Genomic DNA, 21455 nt, shown 5'->3' on the forward strand with positions numbered 1-21455 from the left:
CCGCCCCATGAGCACCCCTGTACGTCTGCTCCGTGCCCTGCTCGGCCTCGCCGTCCTGGCCGCACTCATCGCCGGGATCCCCCTCGTCCTACTGGTAGTCGGGTACCAGCCCACCGACTTCGCCGGCGGCTGGGACCTGCTGACCCAGCAGGATGACGGCCGGCTGTTCTTCACGGTGCTCACGACCATCGGCTGGATCGGCTGGGCGCTGTTCACCCTCTCCGCCCTCGTCGAGATCGTCGCCCTGGTCCGCGGCCGCAAGGCGAAGCGGATCAAGGGCCTCGGCGGGCTGCAGTCCTTCGCCGGCCTCCTCATCGGCGGTCTCGTCCTGATCGCCCCCACCGCGGCTTCGGCCGCGACCACCGGCCCGGCCGTCGCCGCCACCGCCGTACAGGCCGCAGGCACCAGCAGCGCGGCGACCGCCGAAACGGCGGCCGCGGCGCAGCAGGAGGCCTGGCCCACCCACACCGTGACCGGGGACTCCGAACTCCCCTGGGACCTGGCGGAGCAGTACCTGGGCAGCGGCCCGCGCTGGAAGGACATCGCCGCCCTCAACCCGAGCATCCCGCAGCTCGCGGCCGGCGATCAGTTCCTGCCCAAGGGCGCCGTGATCCGACTGCCGGCCGACGCCAACATCGCCAAGCCGGCCGCGCCGACGCCGTCCGCTCCCGCCGAGGCAGCGCCCGCGCAGCAGCCCGCACCAGCCGCTCCCACGGACGCGAAGCCTGCCGCTGCCGAGGAGACGCACTTCGTCAAGACCGACGAGAACCTGTGGGGCATCGCCGGGCAGCACGGGAACCCCGAGGACTGGCCGAAGATTTTCGAAGCCAACAAGGGCAAGCCCCTGCCCGGCGGAGGCACCTTCGACAATCCCGACCTGATCGTCCCCGGCCAGGAACTCACCCTCCCCGCCACAGCCGACCCGGCCCCCGCCCCTGACAGCCGACCCGCCCCGGACACCACGACACCCCCGAAGCCGGACACCGCGCAGGACACCCCCACACCCGCGGCCCCCGCGCCCGCGGCCCCCGCGCCCGCGTCCGCCACCCCAGCTCCCGCCGCCTCAACCCCCGGAACCGCGCCCACCACGGCCGCTCCCGCGCTGGACGGCCAGAAGGCGGACAGCACCCAGCAGGCACACGAGGACGAGGCACTGGCGCCTGCTGCCGTCTGGATGGGCGCCGGCGCCCTGGCGGCCGCGCTCATCGGCACGCTCGCCACCCGCCGCATCCTCCAGCAGCGCCGCCGCCGGCCCGGCCGCCGCATCCCGATGCCCACCGGCAGCGCCGCCGCCACCGAACAGGGCCTGCGCTCCGCCCAGCACCCCACCGGCTTCGACCTCCTCGATGCCGCCCTGCGCACCCTCGCCCTCAACCTCGCCGCCGCCGAGCGTGAACTGCCCGTGGTCACCGCCGTCGTTCTGCACGATCAGAAGGTCGAGCTGCACCTCGACCAGGACACCGCGCCGATGAAGCCCTTCTCCGGCACCGCGGGCCGCACCGACCTGTGGACGTGCCCGGCCTCCAGCCCCGACCTCGTCGACCGCGAAGCCCTCCAGGGCGCCGACGCCCCCTACCCGGCCCTGGTCTCCCTGGGCTGGGACGGAGCCGGCCGCCTGGTCCTCGTCGACCTGGAACACGTCGGCGTCCTGCACCTGGACGGCGACGCCGACCACGCCCGCCACGTCCTCCAAGCCATCGCGGTCGAACTCGCCAGCACCCCGCTGCCCGGCCACCTGGAGATCACCGCGCTCGCCGACACGGCCGCCGGCCTCGACGACGCAGCACCCGAACGCGTCGCCCGCACCGACACCCTCACCGAAGCGGTCGCCGAACTCACCAGCCACACCGCCGACCAACGCCGCGCCCTGGCCGCGCTCGGCGCACCCACCCTCCGCGCAGCCCGCCTCCAAGAAGACGCCGGCGGCTCCTGGACACCCCACATCATCCTCGCCGCCGAACTCCCCGAAGGCGACCAGACCAAGGCGCTGTTCGACCTGATCACGGCCCAGCCGCGGGTCGCCGGCGCAGTCGTCACGGCCAGCGAGAACGCGCACCTGGACCCGGAGGAGGGCTGGACCCTGCACTGCGCAGGGCCCGACGAGACCATCGTCCTGCCCGGCTCCGATCTGCCCATCAAGCTCCAGGGCCTGACCGACCCCCACTTCGCCGACGCGATCGAACTACTCACCCTCTCCGCCGCCGACACTGACGTGCCCGCCCGCGACGAGTGGCTGGACGGCCTCCTCGACACCGACAAACACCCTGACGCGCAGGAGGACCAGGACCAGGACCAGAAGGAGGCCGAAGAAGAAGACCCGACGAACGAGACCGCCGAGGACGAAGCACCCCAGCCGGAGGCCGGTGCCGACGAGGACGGGATGCCGGACGAGTACGCGGACATCGAGCGCGAGGAACTGGAAACCGAGCACCAGGCCGACGCCGACGCTGGAGCCGGCGAGACGGACGAGGAGCCCGCGCACCCCGCAATCCTCCCGGCTGAGGCACCCGACGACCAGACTGATCACGGCACCACTGGCCCGACCCTCCCCGACCTCTTCAACCCGCCCGCAGGTCCCACCCCCGCCCCGGCGCCTGAACCCGCACCCCTGCTGAAGAAGCAAGGAAGCGACTCGACCGAGACCCGTCCCGAGGCGGACAACCCGGTCCCGGCGGTCCCGGCCGCGGCTCCCGTACCTGTGCCCGCCCCGACCCGCGCCGCTGACGATGCCGATGGCCCCGAGGGCAGCGCGCCGACGGTGCTCCTGCTCGGCCGGGTGGTCATCGACGGCGCGGCCGGCCGGATCGACTCCAACCGGCAGAGCGCGGCCGTCGAGCTCGTCTCCTACCTCGCGCTCAACCCCGGTGCCGACCACCACGCGATCGACGACGCCCTCTGGCCGGGCCGCCTGGTCAACAAGCAGATGCGCAACGCCGTCATCTCCCGCACCCGCTCCTGGCTCGGCAAGGACTCCGAGGGCGAGGCGTACTTCCCCCGGGTCCAGGACACTGGCGACAGCCGCTACCGCCTCGCCCAGGCCGTCGCCTGCGACTGGAAGATGTTCCAGAACTTCGCCCGCACCGGCCTCGCCCGCCACGACGAGGACGGCGAGCTCGCCCTGCGCCGGGCCCTGGCCCTCGTCCGCGGCCGTCCCTTCGCCGCGATCGACCCCCAGCGCTACGCCTGGGCCGAACCCGCCATCCAGGAGATGGTCTCGGCCATCGCCGACGTCGCCTACGAGCTGTCCACCCGCCGCCGGGAAGCCACCGACTACACCGGCGCGCTCTGGGCCGCGCACCAAGGCCTCCTGGCCGCCGAGGAGAACGAACTCCTGCACCGGCAGGTCTTCCTTGCCCACCACGCCGCCGGCGACGTGGACGCCCTGCGCGAAGCCGCCGCGCGTTTGGCCCGGATCAACGAAGGCCTGGGCGGGGGAGTCGATATGGAATCGGAGACGGCCCGGCTCCTCAACAGTCTGTTGCCGAAGACGGTCATCCATCGCGCGGGGGCTTGACACCGGCGTTGCGTATGACGCCGACAAACCTGTTGATCCCCGGGCGTGCGGGGCGGACGACTGGGACGCCGTGGTGATGACCCACGAGGCGGGTCGATCCCCGGGCGTGCGGGGCGGACCTGCCCTGGGCCTTCTTCAGGTGGGGGAGGTTGGGCTGATTCCCGGGCGTGCGGGGCGGACCTCGGCGTAACGGCTGACCTGGACGAGGAAGCGGGCTAATTCCCAGACGTGTGGGGGCGGACAGTGAGTCGAGTGCGTGTCCACAGTCGGGGTTGGGTTGATCCCCGGCCGTGCGGGGCGGACGTTCATCAAAGACCGCCGCGAGAGCCGAGGCCGGGTTGATCCCCGGGCGTGCGGGGCGGACCGCTTTGAGGCGTCCGGCGGCTGTGACCATGAAGGGTCGATTCTCGGGCGTGCGGGGCGGACCGCCAGGGCGTGCAGGTGGGCCACCACCTCCTGGGTCGATCCCCGGGCGTGCGGGGCGGACTGCGGGGCCCGGTGCGCGCGGACCACCGATCCGGGTCGATCCTCGGGCGTGCGGGGCGGACTTTGGGTAGCGGGACAGGGGCAGGACGTAGGTGGGGCGATTCCCGGGCGTGCGGGGCGGACGAGCTGCCGGCGAACGTGCAGCCCACCTATGTGGGGCGATCCCCGGGCGTGCGGGGCGGACCCGTCGATGTCCTACCGTCAGGCCCTCACGGCGGGGCGATCCCCGGGCGTGCGGGGCGGACGGGCCGTTCGCGCGGTCCGGCGCCGTTTGTGCGGGGCGATCCCCGGGCGTGCGGGGCGGACGAGAACACGCCGGGGTGCCGGCCGCGGACCTGGGGGCGATCCCCGGGCGTGCGGGGCGGACACGGAGGAAGGGGCGCCGCGGATCGTCTCGGAGGGGCGATCCCCGGGCGTGCGGGGCGGACATCGCGTCGCCCTGGTGGAACTCGAAGGGGTAGGGGCGATCCCCGGGCGTGCGGGGCGGACCCGTGTCGCTCCTGTCCTGGGCCGATGAGGCCGGGGCGATCCCCGGGCGTGCGGGGCGGACGAGTCGCCCTTAAATCGGCGCTTGATGGTGGTCGGGCGATCCCCGGGCGTGCGGGGCGGACGGGGCGTCATCCCTGCCGGCGCGGGCCGGTGCGGGGCGATCCCCGGGCGTGCGGGGCGGACGGGGCGTCATCCCTGCCGGCGCGGGCCGGTGAGGGGCGATCCCCGGGCGTGCGGGGCGGACAAAGGGGCGGTCATGGGCGAGATCGGTACGGCGGGGCGATCCCCGGGCGTGCGGGGCGGACGGCGGTGAGTTGCGCGGGCGGGGCTTCGCGCAGGGGCGATCCCCGGGCGTGCGGGGCGGACCCTTCGTGACCTGCGGTGCTGTCTGCTACATGCTGTGGATTTGGCAACTTGTGGAGGTGTGCTGGTGAAGCCCTTCGGTGTCTAGTCGCTGTAGTTGGTGGAGGAGGGCGCTGCATTTTGATCTTGCTTCATTGGGGCCGGGGAGTCGTTGGTTGCGGTAGGTGCGATGCCGGGCCGACCAGAGGCCTGTCCAGTGAGCGACCGGTCGTATGGCGTTCGTCCATGAGGCTGCCAAGGGTCGTGGAGTGCCGATGCGTGACAGTTCGTGGGCGAGTACCTGCTGGGTGAAGTCGAGGTTGTAGGTGACGCAGCGCCTGTCTTGGAGGATGTCGGCGAGGTGGGGAAGGACGTCTTCGAAGAGGGGGGCGTGGCGCAGGGTGTCGGGTGTGTGGTGGTGGAGCTGGGTCGCGGTGGGTTCGACCGGGCGGCGGGGGTTGATCAGTGTGTCGAGGAGGACGCTGTCTGGGGTGCTGACGGCGATGTGGAGGGCTCGGGGCTTGTGTAGGCCGGTGGTCTGGATGTTGAGGACGCACAGGCCTGGGGTGTTGAGGACGTCGTGAGCCCACTGGGCTGCGCGGGCACGGGTGTGTGGCCAGGTGGCGGGGCGGCGCAGTGCGCGGATGGCGTCGTCGAAGCGGTCGTGGTGTTCGTGGGTGTGTTGGAGATGCCAGCCGGGTTCGCGGTGGTGGAGGGTGCCGAGGTAGGCGTGGTGTTGGTAGACGGCCCAGGTGGCGTGGCGGGTGTCTGCTGGGCGGACGCAGTGGACGGGGACGGTGTCGACGGTGTGGGTGAAGAGGTGGGGGAGTTCGTCGGGGTGCTCTGTACCGGGAGGTCGGGGGTGCGGTGGCATGGCTGGCGTTCCGTGGGGGTGGCGGTACGGGGCGCTGGGACGAGTTGGACGAGGAGGAGGCCGCAGCCGTAGGCGCGCTGGCGTCCGAGGCCCTGGGTGAGGGTGCGGGCGAACGCGGTCGGGTCGGTGACGGTGAGACGCCCTTGGATTTCGGAGCGGGCCACGACGACGGGCTTGCCCGGCCGGTACGCGGCGAGGGCGGGGAGCTTGCGGGCTTGGAGGTGCTCGGGGCGTGCGTCGGCGCCGATGAGGGGGTGGCGGTCGTAGGGCACTTCGGGGTCGGGCTGGAGCCTTTGGGTGAGCCAGGTCAGGGCTGCTTCGGGGGAGGTGTCGGTGGGCCGGTCTCGGGTGCGGCGGCCGTTGTGGTGCCCGTAGCTGGCCGGGGTGACGGTGGTGCGGAACACGTACTCCTGGCCGGCCTTGACCGTGAGATTGACGATGCGGGTCTGTGCCGGGGCGGTGAGCATGTGCCGGGGAAGCGCGAGGGTGTCGGGGGGGACGGCCGACTGCACGATGAGGGTCATCGTGCGTTGGGTGAGGTCGACGGCGCTGGTGTGGAGGACGCCCATCAGGGCGCGGGCGTTGGGCTGGCCGTCGGTGACCCAGTGGCGGAACATGCCCATCACCAGGCGGTGGAGTTCCTGGGCGTCGGCCAGCACGCGGGCGGTGCGGGGGTGGTTGAGGTCGAGTTCGACCAGGGTGTGGTGGACGACGACGCGGACGGGAACGTTCACCGGTCCTCCTGGGGAGGGGTGAGGGACAGGCGCTGCTCCCAGCGCAGCGCCCGGATCCGGTTGTGGGTGGCGAAGCTGATCGGCTGGTCGTTGACCGGTGAAGCGTCGGGCGTGGTGGCGGCGACTTCGACCCAGGCGCTGGTGGGGGCCGACCGTGCCCGGGGCAGCAGGGGCCTGGTGGCGAGGACCTCCTGCAGCGTGCCGGGATAGATCCCGTGGGCCAAGGGCGCGGTGGGGGCGCAGTGCTTGCGGCCGAGCCACAGCAGCCGGCGGGGCGTGTCGAGGCGTTCGGCGAGGCGATGCAGGAGCGCGGTGTCGGTGGATTCGACGGCGGCGAGGAAGGCGGCATCGGCCAGGTACCAGCGGCGGGAGACCTGGGGGTGGCGTTTGCTGCTGGTGGCGGTGAGGGTGTGGGTGTCGGGGTGGGGGGCGATGTTCTTGGGCGCGCTGTACCAGTCGGCCAGGCTGGGGCCGGTGATGTGGCCGAACGCGGGGCCGTGGTCTTCGGCGAGGGCGGTGGCCGCGCGGTCGGCCCGGTGGGGGTCGGTGATGATGTCGCGGGGACGCAAGGGGAAGGTTCCGCCGCCGCTGGTCTGGAAGTCGCAGGTCAGCCGTCCGGGTCGGTCGGCCCGGACGCCGAAGCGCAGGGCGGCGAGTTCGGCCAGGGGCAGGAAGTCGTCGCCTTCCTGACGGATCTCGTCGCGGTCGTGTCCGTCGGCGGCGGCGAGCAGGCCGATGACACCGCTCTTCGTGGGCCGGCTGTGGGTGTCGCGGTCGTTGTAGGGGGAGCGGATGCCCCAGGACTGCATGACGGCTTCGAGCCGCATGCACAGGCAGTGGGGTGTCGGCGTCATGCGGGCGCTCCGGCCGGGCAGAACGGGCTCAGCTCGGCCGGCTGGTCCACCTCGGTGGGCTTGAGCTTGCCGGCGTCGCGCAGGCTGTCGAGGAGCTCGATGGTGGCGATGTCGTAGCTGAGGACGGCTCCGGGCTCGACACGCTGCTTCCTGACGACCATGTCGTGGTGCTTCAGGAGTCGTTCGGCGGCGACCAGGCTCGGGACGCCTTCCTCCCGGCGGATGACCTTCTCGAACACGCCGGCGTAGTTGTACTGGCGGGGCGCGGCGTGGGCCAGGACCAGCTTGGGCAGCGTGCCGGGTGCGGCAGTGGTGTTCTTCTTCGCGCTGGGCACGGCGTTGACGAAGGCGTTGAGGAAGGCCAGTTCGGCGTTCCGGGCGGCGCGCTCGACGGCCTCGGGGTCCATGCCGCCGTTGGCGAGGTTGCGGCGCAGCTGGACGCGGTCGAGGACGCTGTGGGCGTAGAAGGTGCCGTTGAAGAAGTTCTGCTGGCCGGTCATGCCCGCCCCGCGGTCATCCAGCGCGTAACCGCCGCCTTCCTCGCCCTCCAGGGCGGCGTCGAAGGGCGCCGCAGCGTTGAGACGGGCCAGGGCGTCGGTGAAGTCGGTGCCCAGCCTCTGACGGGCGATCTTGAAATCATCTGCGGCCGAGAAGAAGTCCCTCACAATCGAGGCGGCATCCACCGAAAACGAGGCCATGGTCTGGATCGCCCCGTCGACGTTCCCGGCACCGGCGACCTCGGCGAGGAACCGCCCGAAGAGGGCGATGTCGATCGCGTCGGCCGGAGCGAGCCCGGTGATCAGCAGCGCCTTGACCCGGCTGGGAATCGGCGGCACCTTCACCTCACCACCTGCTGTGCTCTCCCCGTCCGCCTCCGTCTCCGCCACCTCCTCTTCGGCCGGAGCGGCCTTCTTGCCCTTGCCCTTGCTCTTCTTCTTCTCCGCAGCCGCTGCGGCCTCGGCCTCGGCCTCGGCCACCAGGGCTGCCCACGCCTCCAGCTCGCCGCGGTGCTCCTGGATGATCCGGGCCAGCGTCGAGCCGGTCGCCTCGGGCGCGAAGACCATCACCTTGGTCAGGAAAGCGGTGTTCGGGGTCGACCCGAACTTCAGGCCGACACCCCGCAACGCGGCCCGCGCCATCTCCAGCGCCGACTGGGCCTCCCATCCGTGGCCGTCGCGCAGCACCTCGGCGACCCGCAGCGCCCATTCCCGAGTCCGTACCCCCCAGGCATGCTCCGCCAGTGGGCCGGTGCCGAGGTTGGCTTCGTCGCGCGCGTGCGTGCGGTCGGCGCGACGCCGGCTCTGCGGACTGATGAACACCCTTTCCGCGTCGCCGAAGATCGAGGATTTGGGTTCGCCGGCATCGTCGCGAACGAGGAGTACATGACTGAAGGTGGTCAACGAGTGGAGGCTGAGATAGCGCAGCGAGGCGTCGACGTTCATGGAGTTGCTCCTTGGGTGTGGGGAGTCAGGCAGAGAATGAGTCGGGTGCCATTCGATGGAATCCCCCGGCGGTCAGCCGGCTGCCGCCTTGCGGCGCGCCCTGGCGCGAGGGGTGTAGAAGTTTTCGCCCCAGCGCTCGCGGACATCCTGGCTCCCGGACCAGGCGGCGAGATCGTCGGCGAGCGTGGCCCAATGCGGGGGTACGGCTTCCGCGGACCGCAGGCGTTCGACGGCCCGGAACAGGTGGGATTCCTCGATCGTGTGGCTGGTGAGGACCAGCAGGCGAAAGAGGCGCTCCACGCCCGGGTCGCGGGCACCGCGTTCACGACCGAAGCCGATGCGCCGGCATGCCGTCCCGAGGTCGCCGGAGCCGAAGATCCGCACCGGATCCGTGGTGGGGAGGCTGCGGTGGTAGCGGGCGAAGAGCCGCGCCGTCAGCAGGTGTGCGGACTTGATCGCCTCGGTGCCCGCGAAGCGGGTGGCCGACGACTCCGCTTCCATCTGGTACGGGTGCTCGGAGACCGTCAGGGCCTTGAGCAAGGTGTGGTCGCGTGAGCGGACCAGGCCGGCCAGCCACCCGGCCAGCGCCCGGCTGTCCTCGGTGGCCTCGGCCGGTGACGCGTCGGCAGTGGGCACGGTGACCTCCAGGAACTCGGGCGGAAAGGCACGGGGATTTGACAACGCGGACTCCAGACGGGCCAGAGCACGCAGCCGTGCCTGGAACCCGACCCCGGTCTCGGGCAGACAGCTCAGCGACTCGCGCATCGAGGCCCGGGTGGTCTTCACCAGCTCCACCGCGAATCGGGCCCGGGCCGCCTTCCCGCAGCCGCCGGACGCGATGTCCTCCAGCAGCCGGTGGAAGAGCTCCTCGTAGCGGGCCCACAACAGGGGAGCGGACAGCAGACGGGCCGCCAGCCGCTTGCGCTCGTCCGGCCTGGCCCGCGGAAAGGCGGCGTCCCGCGCCACCACCGCGGCACCGGCAGCGGCACGCTCGGCCTTCTCGCACCACCGCGCGCCGTCCGTCGCCGCCAGGTACAACTCCTCGCGCAGCGCGCCGACGAACGGGAACGTCTCTCTCACCCAGCCCACGAAACTGCTCTGGGACGTGAGCAGACCCACCGAGAGGATCTCCACCCGCCGACCCAGGACCTCCAGCCTGGAGAACAGGTCGGATCCCTTCGCGTTGCCCGGGTCGGTGCCCGCGTAGAGGGCGGCCGAGGTACGCCACAGGGCGCGGTCGGTACGGGCCTGCTGCGGCTTGCCCGCGACCAGGACCGCGTCCTGCAGCAGTTGCGGCGCCAGCGGCGCCATCAGCTCCCCGGCACCGACCAGCACCTTGTCGACGACGACCTCGCCGTCCTCACGCCGAGCGGGCTTCAGCGCGACGGACCGGCCCAGCCAGCTGTACAGGTCGGCAGGCCCGTCCACCGACCGGGCCCGACCGGCCGCGGTTCCCGTGAACACCCGCCGGTCCGGCCGCGAATCGCTCCACGAGAAGTTGAACGTCCCGGCCGCAGACCGGGCGAGGGGCGTGATGTTCAACCGCAGCGTGTCGGCCAGACTCTGCCCCATGACCAGGTTCCTCACCCGCAGCGCGTTACGGGTCAGCGCCCCGTAGGTGAACGCCCGACCCAGCCAGTCGTTCTGCGCCATCATCCGGCCGCCGGTGTCGTACGCGTGCAGGACCAGCATCGCCGCCAGAGCCTCATGAGCCGGCGGGCGACGCTCATGGTGGAGATGGACGTGCTCCGCGAGCTGCGCACCGTCCCGGGCCCGTTCGATGTCCAGCTGCGCGGGCCCGTAGCCGTGCCGGGCCAGCAACGGCAGCAGGGCGGCGTTCTGCCCGAACGGCCGCTCGGGATGAAAGAGATTGAGCATGCCGTCGAACTCACTGCCCGCGAGGACCCTGGCGACCTCGTCCAGCGGACGGCGGTCCTCCACCCACTCCCGCCACTGCCGCACCGTGCGGGGATAGACGTCGGTCGCGTACATCAGGGCGAGCAGGAACTCGTGGAAGACCACGAAGGCTCCCGGACTGCGATGCGCCAGCGCGATGTTCTCGGAGTCCTCGAAGGACTCCAGCACCGGCAGCAGCCGGAATCGTTTGCCCTGGTCAGGACTGATTGTCAGTACCGGGATACACACTCTATCGCGCAGGTCGTACGAAATCTGCTCAGAAAGGTTGTCCATGGACAGAGTTGAACTCACTAGAAGTTATGCCCCTTCTCTGGAGGATGCGGCACAGCTTGGCGGGCAACGGCGCGAGGAACAGGTGAACGACGCGCCGAGGTCCCCCGTTCAGTCCTGGCTCCCCGCGTGGTTGTGGCTGTGGGGCAAAACCGACCTCTTCGGACTCAGCCGCAAGCGCGGCGGGCCCGCCTGGAACAGCCTCCTCGCCCACTGCCTCGACACCGCGGCCGTCTGCGGAGCCCTGATCGACCACCACCTCGCCGCCCCCGCCCGGGCCCGCCTCGCCGACGCCTTCGGCGCAGGCCATCTGCCCACCGCCCGCCGCGTACTGATGCTGCTCGCCGCTCTCCACGACATGCCGGGGAAGGCCACCCCCACCTTCCAGATGATCTTCACCGCCCTGCGGACCCGCGATACTGAACTCGCCGAGGCCGGCAGGAGCTGGGCCCGCGCCGCATCACGCGCCGGCCTTCCCCTGGACGGGCAGCAGCCGGAACCACGGCCACACGCCCACGTCACCGCCCGCTACCTACCGCGCCTGCTCGGCTGCCCCTGCCCCCGCTGCCGCCAGACCGACGGCCGAACCCCCTACGAACTACCCCTGCACGACATCGCAGCCCTCCTCGGAGGACACCACGGCGACATCCCCGACGACACCCAGATCCGACTGGCCACCCAACCCCTCGACCCCTACTGGCACACCACACACCGCGCCCTCGCCGAGGAGCTCGCCCGCCTTCTCGACGTCGACCTCAGGCGTCTGCACGACCTCATCCGCCTCGACCGCGCCTGCGTCCCCATCCTCTTCGCCGGCCTCGTCGTCCACAGCGACTGGATCGCCTCCAACGAACACCTCTTCACCTACCGCACCCCCGACACCGCCGGCACCGACACCAGCGCCTGGTGGCAAGCCAGCCAAGACCAAGCCGCCGTCGCCATCACGACCCTGCGCCTCAACCGCTGGAACCCGCGCCCCATGACCTGGGCCGAGCAGATGCCCACCACCCCCAAGCCCCGCGCCACCCAGCAGACCGTCATCGACCACCTGCCCACCGGCCAGAGCTTGGTCATCATCGAAGACACCACCGGCGCCGGAAAGACCCAAACCGCCCAGTACCTGAGCCACCATCTCGCCCTCATCTGCGGCTACCACGGCTCCTACACCGCCTTGCCCCAGCGGGCCTCCAGCGAACAGACCCTGCGCCGCAACGCCGAGTTCCTGACCACCGTCCTCGCCGACCAGGAACGCGCTCACCTCGCCCTCGTCCACGGAACCGCCCACGCCTACGGCACCACCAGCCATCTCGCACTCGCCGACAGTGTGATCACCATGGCCGCCAACGTCACCTGCGACGACTCCGAAACCCACCACGACGCGCCCGCCGTCATCCTCGACCACTGGTACCTCGCCCGAAACCGCGGCCTGCTCTCCTGCTTCGGCGTCGGCACCATCGACCAGATCATCCTCGCGGCCCAACGCAGCAAGCACTGGTTCCTGCGCCTGTACGCCCTGTCAGGCAAAACCGTCGTCATCGACGAGGCACACGCCCACGACCTCTACCAACAACGTCTCCTGGCAGCCGCGATCGCCTGGCTCGCCGACGCCGGCGCCAGCATCGTCGTGCTCTCCGCCACCCTGCCCGCCACCATCCGCCGCGACCTCGTCGCAGCTTGGTGCCGCGGCCTCAACACCCACGCCTCCGAAACCCCGCTCGCCGGCCCCGTCACGGTCGTCGACAACACCGGGCACTGCCGCACACACGCTCCGACCCGTTCACGTCGCACCCGCTTCCGCACCCGCATCCAGCTCCTCGTCGACCCCGGCCCCGAACTACTCGCCCATCTCCTCCTCAGCCGCCACCCCGACGGCATCACCACCATCATCCGTAACGCTGTGACACGCGCCGAAGACCTCCACCGGGCCCTGCGCGAGGCCGCCCCCGCCTACGGCTGGGAACCCCACGAGATCCAGCTGCTGCACACCCGCTACCAGGAACGCCACAGGTCCCAACACCAGCACCAGGTCGAGACACAACTGGGTCCCCACCCCGACCCCGAGCTCCGTGCCACCCAGCCCAACCCCAACCGCCCGGCACGCCTGATGCTCATCGGCACCCAGGTCCTGGAACAGAGCCTCGACTACGACACCGACCACCTCTACACCGACCTCGCCCCACTCGACCTCATCCTCCAGCGCCGCGGCCGCGAATGGCGCCACCTCATCAACAGACCCCACCTGCGCCACGGCACGCCCCTGACCCACGTCCTGTGGACACCCCGCCCCGACGGCCTCCCCAAGCTCCCCCCACCCACGCCCGACGCTGTCTACGACCCCTACATCCTGGCCGCCACCTGGCACGCCCTCACCGACCGCGCCCCCACCCGCGGCCCCCTCACCCTCAACCACCCCCACGACACCCAAGCGCTCCTCGACACCGTGTACGCCGACCAGCCCCCAGCCGGCACCCAGCCCATCCACCACCTCCTCGCCGAACTCCACCCCCTCTGGATCCGACGCCTCCGCGAAGAAGAAACCCAAGCAGGCAACCGCGCTCTCTGGCCCTACGACGAAGAAGGCAATACCACCACGGTTGCCGAACTCGCCTCCAGCCAAGTAGACGACGAATTCGCCTGCTCCAGGCTCGGCACACCATCGACCGAACTCATCGCCCTCTACCTTCACGACGACACCGGCCGCCTCACCTGGCAGCCCACCGACCCCGAACCCGCCGACCTCACCCCTTACCACCCCATCCGCGAACCCGATCCCCACCGCCGCCAGCGCCTGGAAATCCACCACAACACCATCCCGGTGCCCCCCTACTGGTTCAGTGGCCGCAACTCGCTTCCCGACCCCGCCACCTGGACCGCCCCCGCCCTCGGCGCGCTGGCCGGCCGCCCAGTCCTCCTGCTTCACCCCGACGGCCGCCCTGCGGACCCGCGACTCGCACGCCTGAGCTATCACCCCGACACCGGCCTGTCCCGAAGGACGTAACCCGCTTGCCCCGTACGCTCAAGACCTCGGAAACGAGGATCGACCTGGGCAAAACTTCTAGTGGCCAGGAAATTCCCTCATGCCAGGGAACACATGACGCCCTCACCAAGTAAATGAGAATGACCCCGGGCGTGTGCATCGGCGCAGGTCATGAAGGGTTCGCCCCGCGCGCCCGGGGATCAGCCGGACCTGGAGGCGGAGGGCCTGGTGCTGAGCGCGTTCGCCCCGCGCGCCCGGGGATCAGCCCAGGTCCAGCGAGCTGGGGATCACCCACAGGTTGTTCGCCCCGCGCGCCCGGGGATCAGCCGGAGAGCGGGCCGATGCAGCGGCGCGTCCCGCGGTTCGCCCCGCGCGCCCGGGGATCAGCCGGCAGAGGTCCAAAAGGACTGGCAACCCAACGTGTTCGCCCCGCGCGCCCGGGGATCAGCCGTCGGCGGCCCACGGCCCCCAGGACACCGCGACGTTCGCCCCGCGCGCCCGGGGATCAGCCGCCATCATGGCGGACATAAGGAAGGGCATCGCCGTTCGGCCCCGCGCGGGCGGGGATCAGCCGCCCTACCGGGCGCTCCTGGGCCTGAAGGGTCTGTTCGCCTCGCGCGCCCGGGGATCAGCCGGACGGCAGGTCGCCCGGCTCGGGCCACTCCACCTTCGCCCCGCGCGCCTGGGGATCAGCCGACGCCGATCAGCTCAGGTTGGTCTTGGCCGAGGTTCGGCCCGAGCGGCCGGGGATCAGCCCGTGGTCGAGACCACCGCGATGTCGGACGGCCAGTTCGCCCTGTGTGTCCGGGGATTAGCAGGAGTCGAGCGCAATCGAGTAGGCCAGCAACGCGTTCGCCCCGCGCCCGGGGATCGGCCCGTTCAGGCCACGGCTGCGTGTGAGCGCCTGCTGTCTGTTCCGCAGTGCGACTCCACAGAAGACTGAAGGAAGACCGGCTCACGTCATTCCCGGCCGCCCACGAGTATCTCTGACGGGCCGGGGCTGCGCTGTTGACGCGAACGGAACGTGTCCGCTGGCTGTGATCAGCCTCTGGGGTTGCTCCGCTCGCGCTTTCACGGACGTGCTGACGGTTCGAGATGATCAGTGGCTTCTGTCAGTGTGATGCGTGTTGCCACCGTGTTCGCCGGTGGTCGGGTCTGGGGCGGTGACGGTCATGGTGACCTTGTACTCGAAGGTGCCTTCGCGGTGGCCGTCCGTGCGTGCCCAGGCGAGGGCGTGGATTTCCAGGTTCGGTGCCTGGCGGGCTACCGCGGTGGCGGCCTGGAGGGCGTCGGCGGGGCTGTCACCGGTGCAGACGATGGCGCCGAACGCGGATACCTCGACGTCGCTGGAGTCGTTGCTTCCGTCGCTGAAAGCCAGTCCCCCGACGATGGTGGTCGCCTGATGGAGGGTGCGGACGAGGTCCTTGCCGAAGGAAGGCCCGTTCAGGATCCGGGGCCGCGGGATCGCGTCGGCGGTGCTGGTGAGGGAAGGAAGGGTGCGGTCGGTGTCGGTCATGTGCGGGACCGTACGACCGCAACGAGTTGTGGTGGGCACGCAATGTGCGTGCCTTGGCGCTACGAGGCGAAGGCCCCCGCAACCGCCCTGATGGGCAGGGTGCGAGGGCCTGGCGGGGCGAGTGGGGGGATGGGGTCATTCGGCGAAGGCGTGCTCGGTCGCCTTCGCAGGGGCGCGACGTTCCCGGTCGGCGGCCGCGATGGCGGCTCGCAGGCGGGCGGGGTCGGCGAGCGGCTGGGTGTGTTCGTCGTGGGGGCGGCTGAGCCAGGCCGCGACGTACGTGCCGTACGCGCCGGCGGGCAGCAGGACCTCGCTGCCTCGCCCCAGGACCCGTACCCCCGGTACTCCGGCGAGGGCGTTCCCGGAGGCGGTGGGGATGAGGACGATGAGTTCCTGTCGGGAGTGGTCGGCGACGATCGTATGGCCGCCGTCCAGGGGGAGGGGGAGCAGGTCGAGTGCTCGGAGTCCTCTTTCGAGGGGTGCGACGACGACCGCGTCCCAGGACCGGCCGCATGCAGCCCACCGGGAGCGGCCCACCCTCAGGCCGCCGCAGACTTCGGGAAGGGGGTCGAGGAGCGCTGCCCATGTCCGGGAGCTGTTGGAGAAGTTGGCCATGGGCGGACCGTAGGGCGAGTACAACCGTAGGAAGGCACGCACGGTGCGTGCCATCGGATCCCCCTGCCGGGAGTCGCGCATGGACAGCCGTCGCATCGGAGCGAACATCGCCTGCTGGCGCGGGCGGCGCCGGCTCACGCAGACGGCGTTCGGCGCGTTGATGGGCAAGAGCAAGCGCTGGGTCCAGGACCTCGAAGCAGGTTCGCGGCAGGCCGATCCCCGCCTGTCGGTCCTGGAGAGCGCCGCCCGCGTCCTCGCTGTCCCCCTTGCGGTTCTGCTCGCCGAGACCACCGGGGAGCCCGGAGGGACGGCCGACGAGATGGAAGCGCTCCGGGCGGTCCTGCACCGCCACGACATCGTCACCGGAACCCCCACCCCGGCCGGCGCCGAACCTCCGGACGTCGAGATCCTGCGCCGCTCGGTCCACCACGCCTGGCAGACCTTCCAGTCGAGCGCCGTCTTCACCCTCCTCGCCGGCCGCATGCCCGCCCTGCTGAGTGCCGCCACCCAGGCCGCTGCCCACCACCACGGCGAGGACCGCCTCGCCGCGTACCGGTCCCTGTCCATGACCCTGCAGCTGGCCGAAGCCCTCGCGATCAAGACCGGCGCCCCCGACGTCGCCTCACTCGCCGCCCACCAAGCGGTGCTCGCCGCCGAACGCTCCGAGGACGCGGTCATCCAGGCCTGCGCGGCCCGTCACCTGGCCGACGCCCTCACCGCCGACGGACAACCCCACGCGGCCGCCGCCTTCGCCCAAGCCGCCGCCGACCGCCTCACCCACCGCCTCACCCGGCGCGGCGCGGCCGGACTCTCCACCCTCGGCATGCTCTACCTCAAGGCCGCCATGGCCCAGGCCACCGCCGCGGCCCAGAGCGACCGCCGCGCCCCCGCCGCGGCCCGCGCCGTCCCCGACCTGCTCGACCAGGCCGACGAACACGCCGCACACCTCCCGGCCGGCGCGGACGGCAACGCCCTGTTCACCGCCTTCAGCACCACCAACGTCCGCCTCTACCGCTTGGCCGTCCACGTCAAGCTCCACGAAGGCGCCGCCGCAGCCGCCATCGCCGAAGCCATCACCGCCGACGATCGCGCCGCCCTGCCCCGAGAGCGCCGCGCCCACCTCCTCACCGACCTCGCCCACGCCTACAGCCAGGCCGGAAGACGGGAGAAGGCCGTCGAGACGCTTCTGGCCGCGGAACGCGAAGCACCCGAGGAAGTCGTGGGCCGCCCCCGAACCCACCAGCTCGTCGAGGATCTACGTCTCCTGGGAGCCGGCGGCGCGGAGGGACGGTTGCGCGCGCTCGCCGAGCGTTGTGGACTACCCGCGTGACCCGAACCCTGTACGTCATCTCCTGCGCCGCCCCGCCCGCCCGCCACGTGACCACCGGCATCGAAGCCGCCCAGGCCCGCGGTTGGGACGTCGCCCTCGTCCTGACCCCCGCAGCCCACCGCTGGTCCGTCGAAGAGGCCGGTGGAGACAGCGAACTCGACGCCTGGCGAGAGTTGACCGGCCATCCGGTCCGCCACACCTACAAGCTCCCCTCCCAGTCCGACGTCCTGCCCGACCCCGACGCCCTCCTCGTCGCCCCCGTCACCTTGAACACCACCACCAAGTGGGCGGCCGGCCACGCCGACACCCTCGCCCTCGGCCTGATCACCGAAGCCCTCGGCATGCCCGAGCGGCCCGTCGTCGCCCTGCCCTACATCAACGCCGCCCAGGCACAACACCCCGCCCTCGCCCCCGCCGTCGCCACGCTCCGCAAGGCGGGCGTCCACTACCTCCTCGACGACGGCAACGGCCCCGGCTTCCGCCCCCACAAGCCCAAGCACGGCAACGTCCACGCCTACCCCTGGGAACTTGCTCTCGACACCCTCGACGCACTCCACCAGCCCTGACTCACCGCGGTACCGGCCACGACCGCCGCGCCGCGGGAAGCGAGGACACAGGCGAGTGAACATCCGCACTCTCCGTAACCGACGGCAGCCGGTGGTCGTCTGACAGAACGTGGGAGCACACATGCCGAACGAGGCGACCGATCACCCAACGGTGGTGCTGGACATCAGCGCCCCTGACGAACGGACCCTCACCGAGGTCGCCGAGACCCTCGCCACGCTCTGGGCCACCTCGGCCCTTCCTTACCCGCGCAGGGTGCCGGGCCGGCCCGGAGTCATCGGCCGTCTCCACCTCGACCTCACACAACCCCATCGCTCGCGACAGCTCCCCCGCGTGTGGGTACGCCTGGCCACACCTCCATGGGGCGGTCAGCTGCCCACGGTGAAGGCGACCTGCGTCCGCTTCCGTCAGGACGGTCGGCCCTGCACACGACAGGCCGCCGAATGGCCACCGGGCTTCGTCGACCACGACGACCCGACAGCATGCTGGTCCCACCTGAACGACACCGAACGCACCGTCTGTGAACGCGCCCGGCGTCTGTACCGGAACGCGTTCTGGGAGCTGAAGGCCACGCACCTTCAGGAGGCCGGGCACGGCCGTGACGAGCGCTGCACGGACTGTGCCGCCCTGCCTGTGGACGAGGCGTAGTTCCCCAGAGGCCCGGGTCACGTAATGCGAGCCCCTGGGACGAATGATCTGTGAAGAGATCAGGTGTCGGACGACCTTCTAACCCCGGCCCGGATCAGTTCCGCGGTCAGCCAGTGACCTCCTCTGCCTCGGCAGCCGGGAATACACCACCAGTGCCGCGGAGCGGATCCGTCCCGCGAGCCAAAAGAAACGCAGTCACGTCGGCAGGGTATCTGCCGTACGGGCAAGGCCCGGGTTCCCCCCCGCTGCGGGCTGGGGGAACCCGGGCCTTGGTCGTAGGTGGCCGGGTCAGGTGGCGGGGGTGGTGGAGGCGGCTGCCGCGTGCGGCAGGAAGGCGGTGAACGCGGCCTGGGTGAGGGCGAGTGCCGGGCCAGTCGGCTGCTTCGAGTCGCGGACGGCGATGAAGCCGCGGGTGGCCCTGACGTCGGCGATCTCGACGCACTGTTCGCCGGCGTCGCTGAACGACGACTTGAGCCAGTGCGCTTCGGGTAGGTCGGTGGAGTACAGCCTGGTCGTGTCGGTCATGACGTGTCGTCCTCCATGATGGATTTGATCTTCTCCCGCGAGTCGTCGACGGGGAGTGCTGCGGCCACGATCCGTTCGAAGGCGGCTTCGTAGACCTTCACGTCGTCGGTGCCCTCGGCGAAGGACCCACCGCGCAGGGTCTCCACGCTGATCACGGTGGGCCAGGGGTGTGGGAACCGGACGATGTGGAACGGGCCCGCCATTCCGGGGTGAGGGGTGGTGAGTATCGGCATCACCTGGATGGTGATGTTGGGCCGGTCGGCCATGTCGAGCAGGTGACGCAGCTGCTCGCGCATGAGCGAGGGGTGGGAAGCCGAGCGGTAGTGCAGGGTCGACTCGTGGATGACCGCCCACAGGTCGAGAGGTCCTCCCGGTCGGCCGGTGTCGGTGAGGATGGCCTGGCGCTTCTTGCGCATCTCCACCAGGACGGAGACCTCCTCGGAGGTTCGGGTGATGGCCGTGGCGGTGATGATCTCGCGGGCGTACTGGGGGATCTGCAGCAGGCCGGGGAGCACCCCGGGGAGGTAGATCCGGGTGGCCTCCGCGTCTTCCTCAAGGCCGATGTAGTCCTTGTAGTTGGTCTCGGGCAGGTCGCCGTAGTTGCTCCACCAGCCGACCTTGTTGGCGTCGCGGGCCAGTTCCTCCATCGCGGTGACCACCGTCTCGTCGGTGACCCCGTAGGCCTCCAGGAGCGGCTTGACGTCCTTGATCAGCAGGTGTGCCTTGGCGTTCTCGATCCGGTTGATCTTGCTGGCGTCCCACCCGACAGCCTGAGCGGCGCTGTCGGAGGTGTTGAAGCCGGCGTTCTTCCTGAAGGTGCGCAGCGCGCTGCCGAGACGGCGTCTGCGCACGGTCTGCACAAGCGGCGGTGTGGGCACGGGAAGTTGAACCTCTCTTCGGGCTGACCGGTCGATGCGCGGGGCGGATCTTCCCCTTCCGGGGTGCGGCGTCCTCTTTCCGGGTCAGTCTGCCCGTCCGCGGGAGTGGAAGTCGACCGAACAACCCTTCAACCGTTGCGAGTTTGGTTGCAATGGTTGCAGGCATCGCGTCATCGGGTGCATCCTTCCAACGTGACGCCGTGACCGAATGTCAGCAAATGATCACGCTGAGGTGACAGGTCGCGGCCCCCGGAACGGCCGGGTTCGAGCAAGACCGGCCCACCGGCCTTGTGTCCCCGCCCCCGTCGGGGACACAAGGCCACGCATCCCACACCCGCTCCCAACCTGCCGAGGCCACCCATGAGCCAGAGCACCACTCGCACACCCCGCACCCACCGTCCGTCCCTCGCCGCCCGCGCCATGCAGGGCCCCCACGCCGACAGGGCCGCCCGGTGACCGGCGCCCTGGCGGAAGACGTGGCAGCCCCCACCGGCGCCCAGCGCTACAGCGACGGCTATTCGCCCCGCGACACCGCACCGGCCCGCGCCCGACGCGACGTCACCCTCTGCCTGCGCACCTGGGGCCTCGATGCCCTGGTCGACGACGCGCAGCTGATCGTCTCCGAGCTCGTCGCGAACGCCGTCCAGCACACCGCGTCCCGCCGGATCGGCGTCTCCGTCACCCGGCATCCCGACCACGTGCGGATCGTCGTCACCGACACCAGCCGTACCCTCCCCGCCCCCGCGACCGACACCCCCGATGACGAGACCGAGTCCGGCCGCGGACTCCAGCTCGTCGACCAGTTCGCCACCCGGTGGGGCAGCAAGCGGTTTCGGACCGGCAAGCAGGTCTGGGCCGAACTCACCACCGGCAAGGCGACATCATGAGCACCGGTGACTGGGGCGAGTTACACGGCCCTACCGACCTGAGACCGCCCCGGAAGCGCCGGCACGCCCGACCGGACGGGAACGTGGTCGCAGGGCTGCTGCTGACGACAGGCAACGTGCTCGGCCTGGCCGTCCTAGCCCTCTCCTGCGCCCACCAGGCCGACGGCGCCACCCCCGGCCCCTCGATCACCGTTCCGGACCAGGCACGCGCCGAAGCACAGCCGACCCGCAGGCCGGCCAACGACACGGCGCAGGTCCTCCCCGCCGGACCGGCCGCCCGTACCGCAGAAGCGCGGGCCTGCCGCTGCGGATCCCGCACCCGCCCCACCCTCTGAACTCCGGTGGCAGCGCGGCGCCCCCGGGCCCGCGTCGTCACCGGCCAGACCCCCGGCCCGGCACCCCGAACGACAGCACCGCCGGACCGGGGCACCGTCCCCGGCTGAACAAACCCTGGACAGGTCGAGCAGCCGGGGACGGGCACCACCGCGCATCGGCCGGCCAACCTCGCTCCAACCCCTTGCCCGCATGCAACCGAGCCTGCACCGTACGGAAGTTCACCGCGTCCGTCCCCTTTGACCGGATGGAGGGCCCCT

The 21455-nt window shown here is 71.1% G+C and carries 16 protein-coding genes and 1 CRISPR repeat array; of the genes, 7 read left to right on the forward strand and 9 right to left on the reverse strand.

Annotation, left to right across the window (positions count from 1 at the left end; translation table 11 throughout):
- The first annotated feature begins 7 nt into the window (after window positions 1-7).
- On the forward strand, window positions 8-3514 hold the full coding sequence (locus ACZ6ZI_RS35790) for a LysM peptidoglycan-binding domain-containing protein (protein ID WP_469528249.1): 3507 nt from the start codon (window positions 8-10) through the stop codon (window positions 3512-3514).
- A 274-nt stretch (window positions 3515-3788) separates the two neighbouring features.
- Window positions 3789-4855: a CRISPR direct-repeat array (repeat unit 29 nt; unit sequence GGGGCGATCCCCGGGCGTGCGGGGCGGAC).
- Between the two features lie 25 nt (window positions 4856-4880).
- Here ACZ6ZI_RS35790 and ACZ6ZI_RS35795 read toward each other — a convergent pair.
- From ACZ6ZI_RS35795 to casB, 5 genes are all read right to left on the reverse strand, one after another.
- A complete protein-coding gene (locus ACZ6ZI_RS35795) occupies window positions 4881-5390 on the reverse strand; it encodes a 3'-5' exonuclease (protein ID WP_469528353.1) in 510 nt (169 codons plus the stop codon).
- Entirely contained in the window at window positions 5294-6439 is a 1146-nt protein-coding gene (locus ACZ6ZI_RS35800) for a type I-E CRISPR-associated protein Cas6/Cse3/CasE (protein WP_469528250.1), read from the reverse strand. The genes ACZ6ZI_RS35795 and ACZ6ZI_RS35800 overlap by 97 nt, the downstream gene beginning before the upstream one ends.
- Window positions 6436-7293, reverse strand: a complete 858-nt coding sequence (gene cas5 / locus ACZ6ZI_RS35805; RefSeq protein ID WP_469528251.1) for a CRISPR-associated protein Cas5 — start codon at window positions 7291-7293, stop codon at window positions 6436-6438. The genes ACZ6ZI_RS35800 and cas5 overlap by 4 nt, the downstream gene beginning before the upstream one ends.
- A complete protein-coding gene (locus ACZ6ZI_RS35810) occupies window positions 7290-8735 on the reverse strand; it encodes a type I-E CRISPR-associated protein Cas7/Cse4/CasC (protein ID WP_469528254.1) in 1446 nt (481 codons plus the stop codon). Before ACZ6ZI_RS35810 ends, cas5 begins: the two co-directional genes overlap by 4 nt.
- 72 nt (window positions 8736-8807) lie before the next feature.
- On the reverse strand, window positions 8808-10925 hold the full coding sequence (gene casB / locus ACZ6ZI_RS35815) for a type I-E CRISPR-associated protein Cse2/CasB (protein ID WP_469528256.1): 2118 nt from the start codon (window positions 10923-10925) through the stop codon (window positions 8808-8810).
- Between the two features lie 82 nt (window positions 10926-11007).
- Here casB and cas3 point away from each other — a divergent pair, with 82 nt between their 5' ends.
- Window positions 11008-13920: a CRISPR-associated helicase Cas3' gene (gene cas3 / locus ACZ6ZI_RS35820; RefSeq protein WP_469528258.1), complete on the forward strand. Its 2913-nt coding sequence runs from the start codon at window positions 11008-11010 to the stop codon at window positions 13918-13920.
- A 1078-nt stretch (window positions 13921-14998) separates the two neighbouring features.
- Here cas3 and ACZ6ZI_RS35825 read toward each other — a convergent pair.
- On the reverse strand, window positions 14999-15415 hold the full coding sequence (locus ACZ6ZI_RS35825) for a hypothetical protein (RefSeq protein WP_469528261.1): 417 nt from the start codon (window positions 15413-15415) through the stop codon (window positions 14999-15001).
- Between the two features lie 135 nt (window positions 15416-15550).
- A complete protein-coding gene (locus ACZ6ZI_RS35830) occupies window positions 15551-16030 on the reverse strand; it encodes a hypothetical protein (RefSeq protein ID WP_469528264.1) in 480 nt (159 codons plus the stop codon).
- Window positions 16031-16109: 79 nt separating this feature from the next.
- On the opposite strand from ACZ6ZI_RS35830, the gene ACZ6ZI_RS35835 reads away from it, so the two are divergent.
- From ACZ6ZI_RS35835 to ACZ6ZI_RS35845, 3 genes are all read left to right on the forward strand, one after another.
- On the forward strand, window positions 16110-17360 hold the full coding sequence (locus tag ACZ6ZI_RS35835) for a helix-turn-helix domain-containing protein (RefSeq protein WP_469528268.1): 1251 nt from the start codon (window positions 16110-16112) through the stop codon (window positions 17358-17360).
- Window positions 17357-17926: a flavoprotein gene (locus ACZ6ZI_RS35840; protein WP_469528270.1), complete on the forward strand. Its 570-nt coding sequence runs from the start codon at window positions 17357-17359 to the stop codon at window positions 17924-17926. Before ACZ6ZI_RS35835 ends, ACZ6ZI_RS35840 begins: the two co-directional genes overlap by 4 nt.
- A gap of 121 nt (window positions 17927-18047) precedes the next feature.
- Complete coding sequence (locus tag ACZ6ZI_RS35845; RefSeq protein ID WP_469528272.1) at window positions 18048-18572, forward strand: DUF6207 family protein; 525 nt, start codon at window positions 18048-18050, stop codon at window positions 18570-18572.
- Between the two features lie 288 nt (window positions 18573-18860).
- Here ACZ6ZI_RS35845 and ACZ6ZI_RS35850 read toward each other — a convergent pair whose 3' ends face one another.
- Both ACZ6ZI_RS35850 and ACZ6ZI_RS35855 read right to left on the reverse strand, forming a co-directional pair.
- Window positions 18861-19097 (reverse strand): DUF397 domain-containing protein, encoded by a 237-nt coding sequence (locus ACZ6ZI_RS35850; RefSeq protein WP_469528275.1) that lies wholly within the window; start codon window positions 19095-19097, stop codon window positions 18861-18863.
- Window positions 19094-19948, reverse strand: coding sequence for a helix-turn-helix domain-containing protein (locus ACZ6ZI_RS35855; protein ID WP_469528277.1), 855 nt, complete (start codon window positions 19946-19948; stop codon window positions 19094-19096). Before ACZ6ZI_RS35855 ends, ACZ6ZI_RS35850 begins: the two co-directional genes overlap by 4 nt.
- Before the next feature lie 503 nt (window positions 19949-20451).
- Here ACZ6ZI_RS35855 and ACZ6ZI_RS35860 point away from each other — a divergent pair.
- Both ACZ6ZI_RS35860 and ACZ6ZI_RS35865 read left to right on the forward strand, forming a co-directional pair.
- Window positions 20452-20862, forward strand: coding sequence for an ATP-binding protein (locus ACZ6ZI_RS35860; protein ID WP_469528280.1), 411 nt, complete (start codon window positions 20452-20454; stop codon window positions 20860-20862).
- Window positions 20859-21197, forward strand: a complete 339-nt coding sequence (locus tag ACZ6ZI_RS35865) for a hypothetical protein (RefSeq protein ID WP_469528282.1) — start codon at window positions 20859-20861, stop codon at window positions 21195-21197. Before ACZ6ZI_RS35860 ends, ACZ6ZI_RS35865 begins: the two co-directional genes overlap by 4 nt.
- The last annotated feature ends 258 nt before the right edge of the window (window positions 21198-21455 follow it).

Source organism: Streptomyces sp. NPDC103540 (assembly GCF_055584445.1).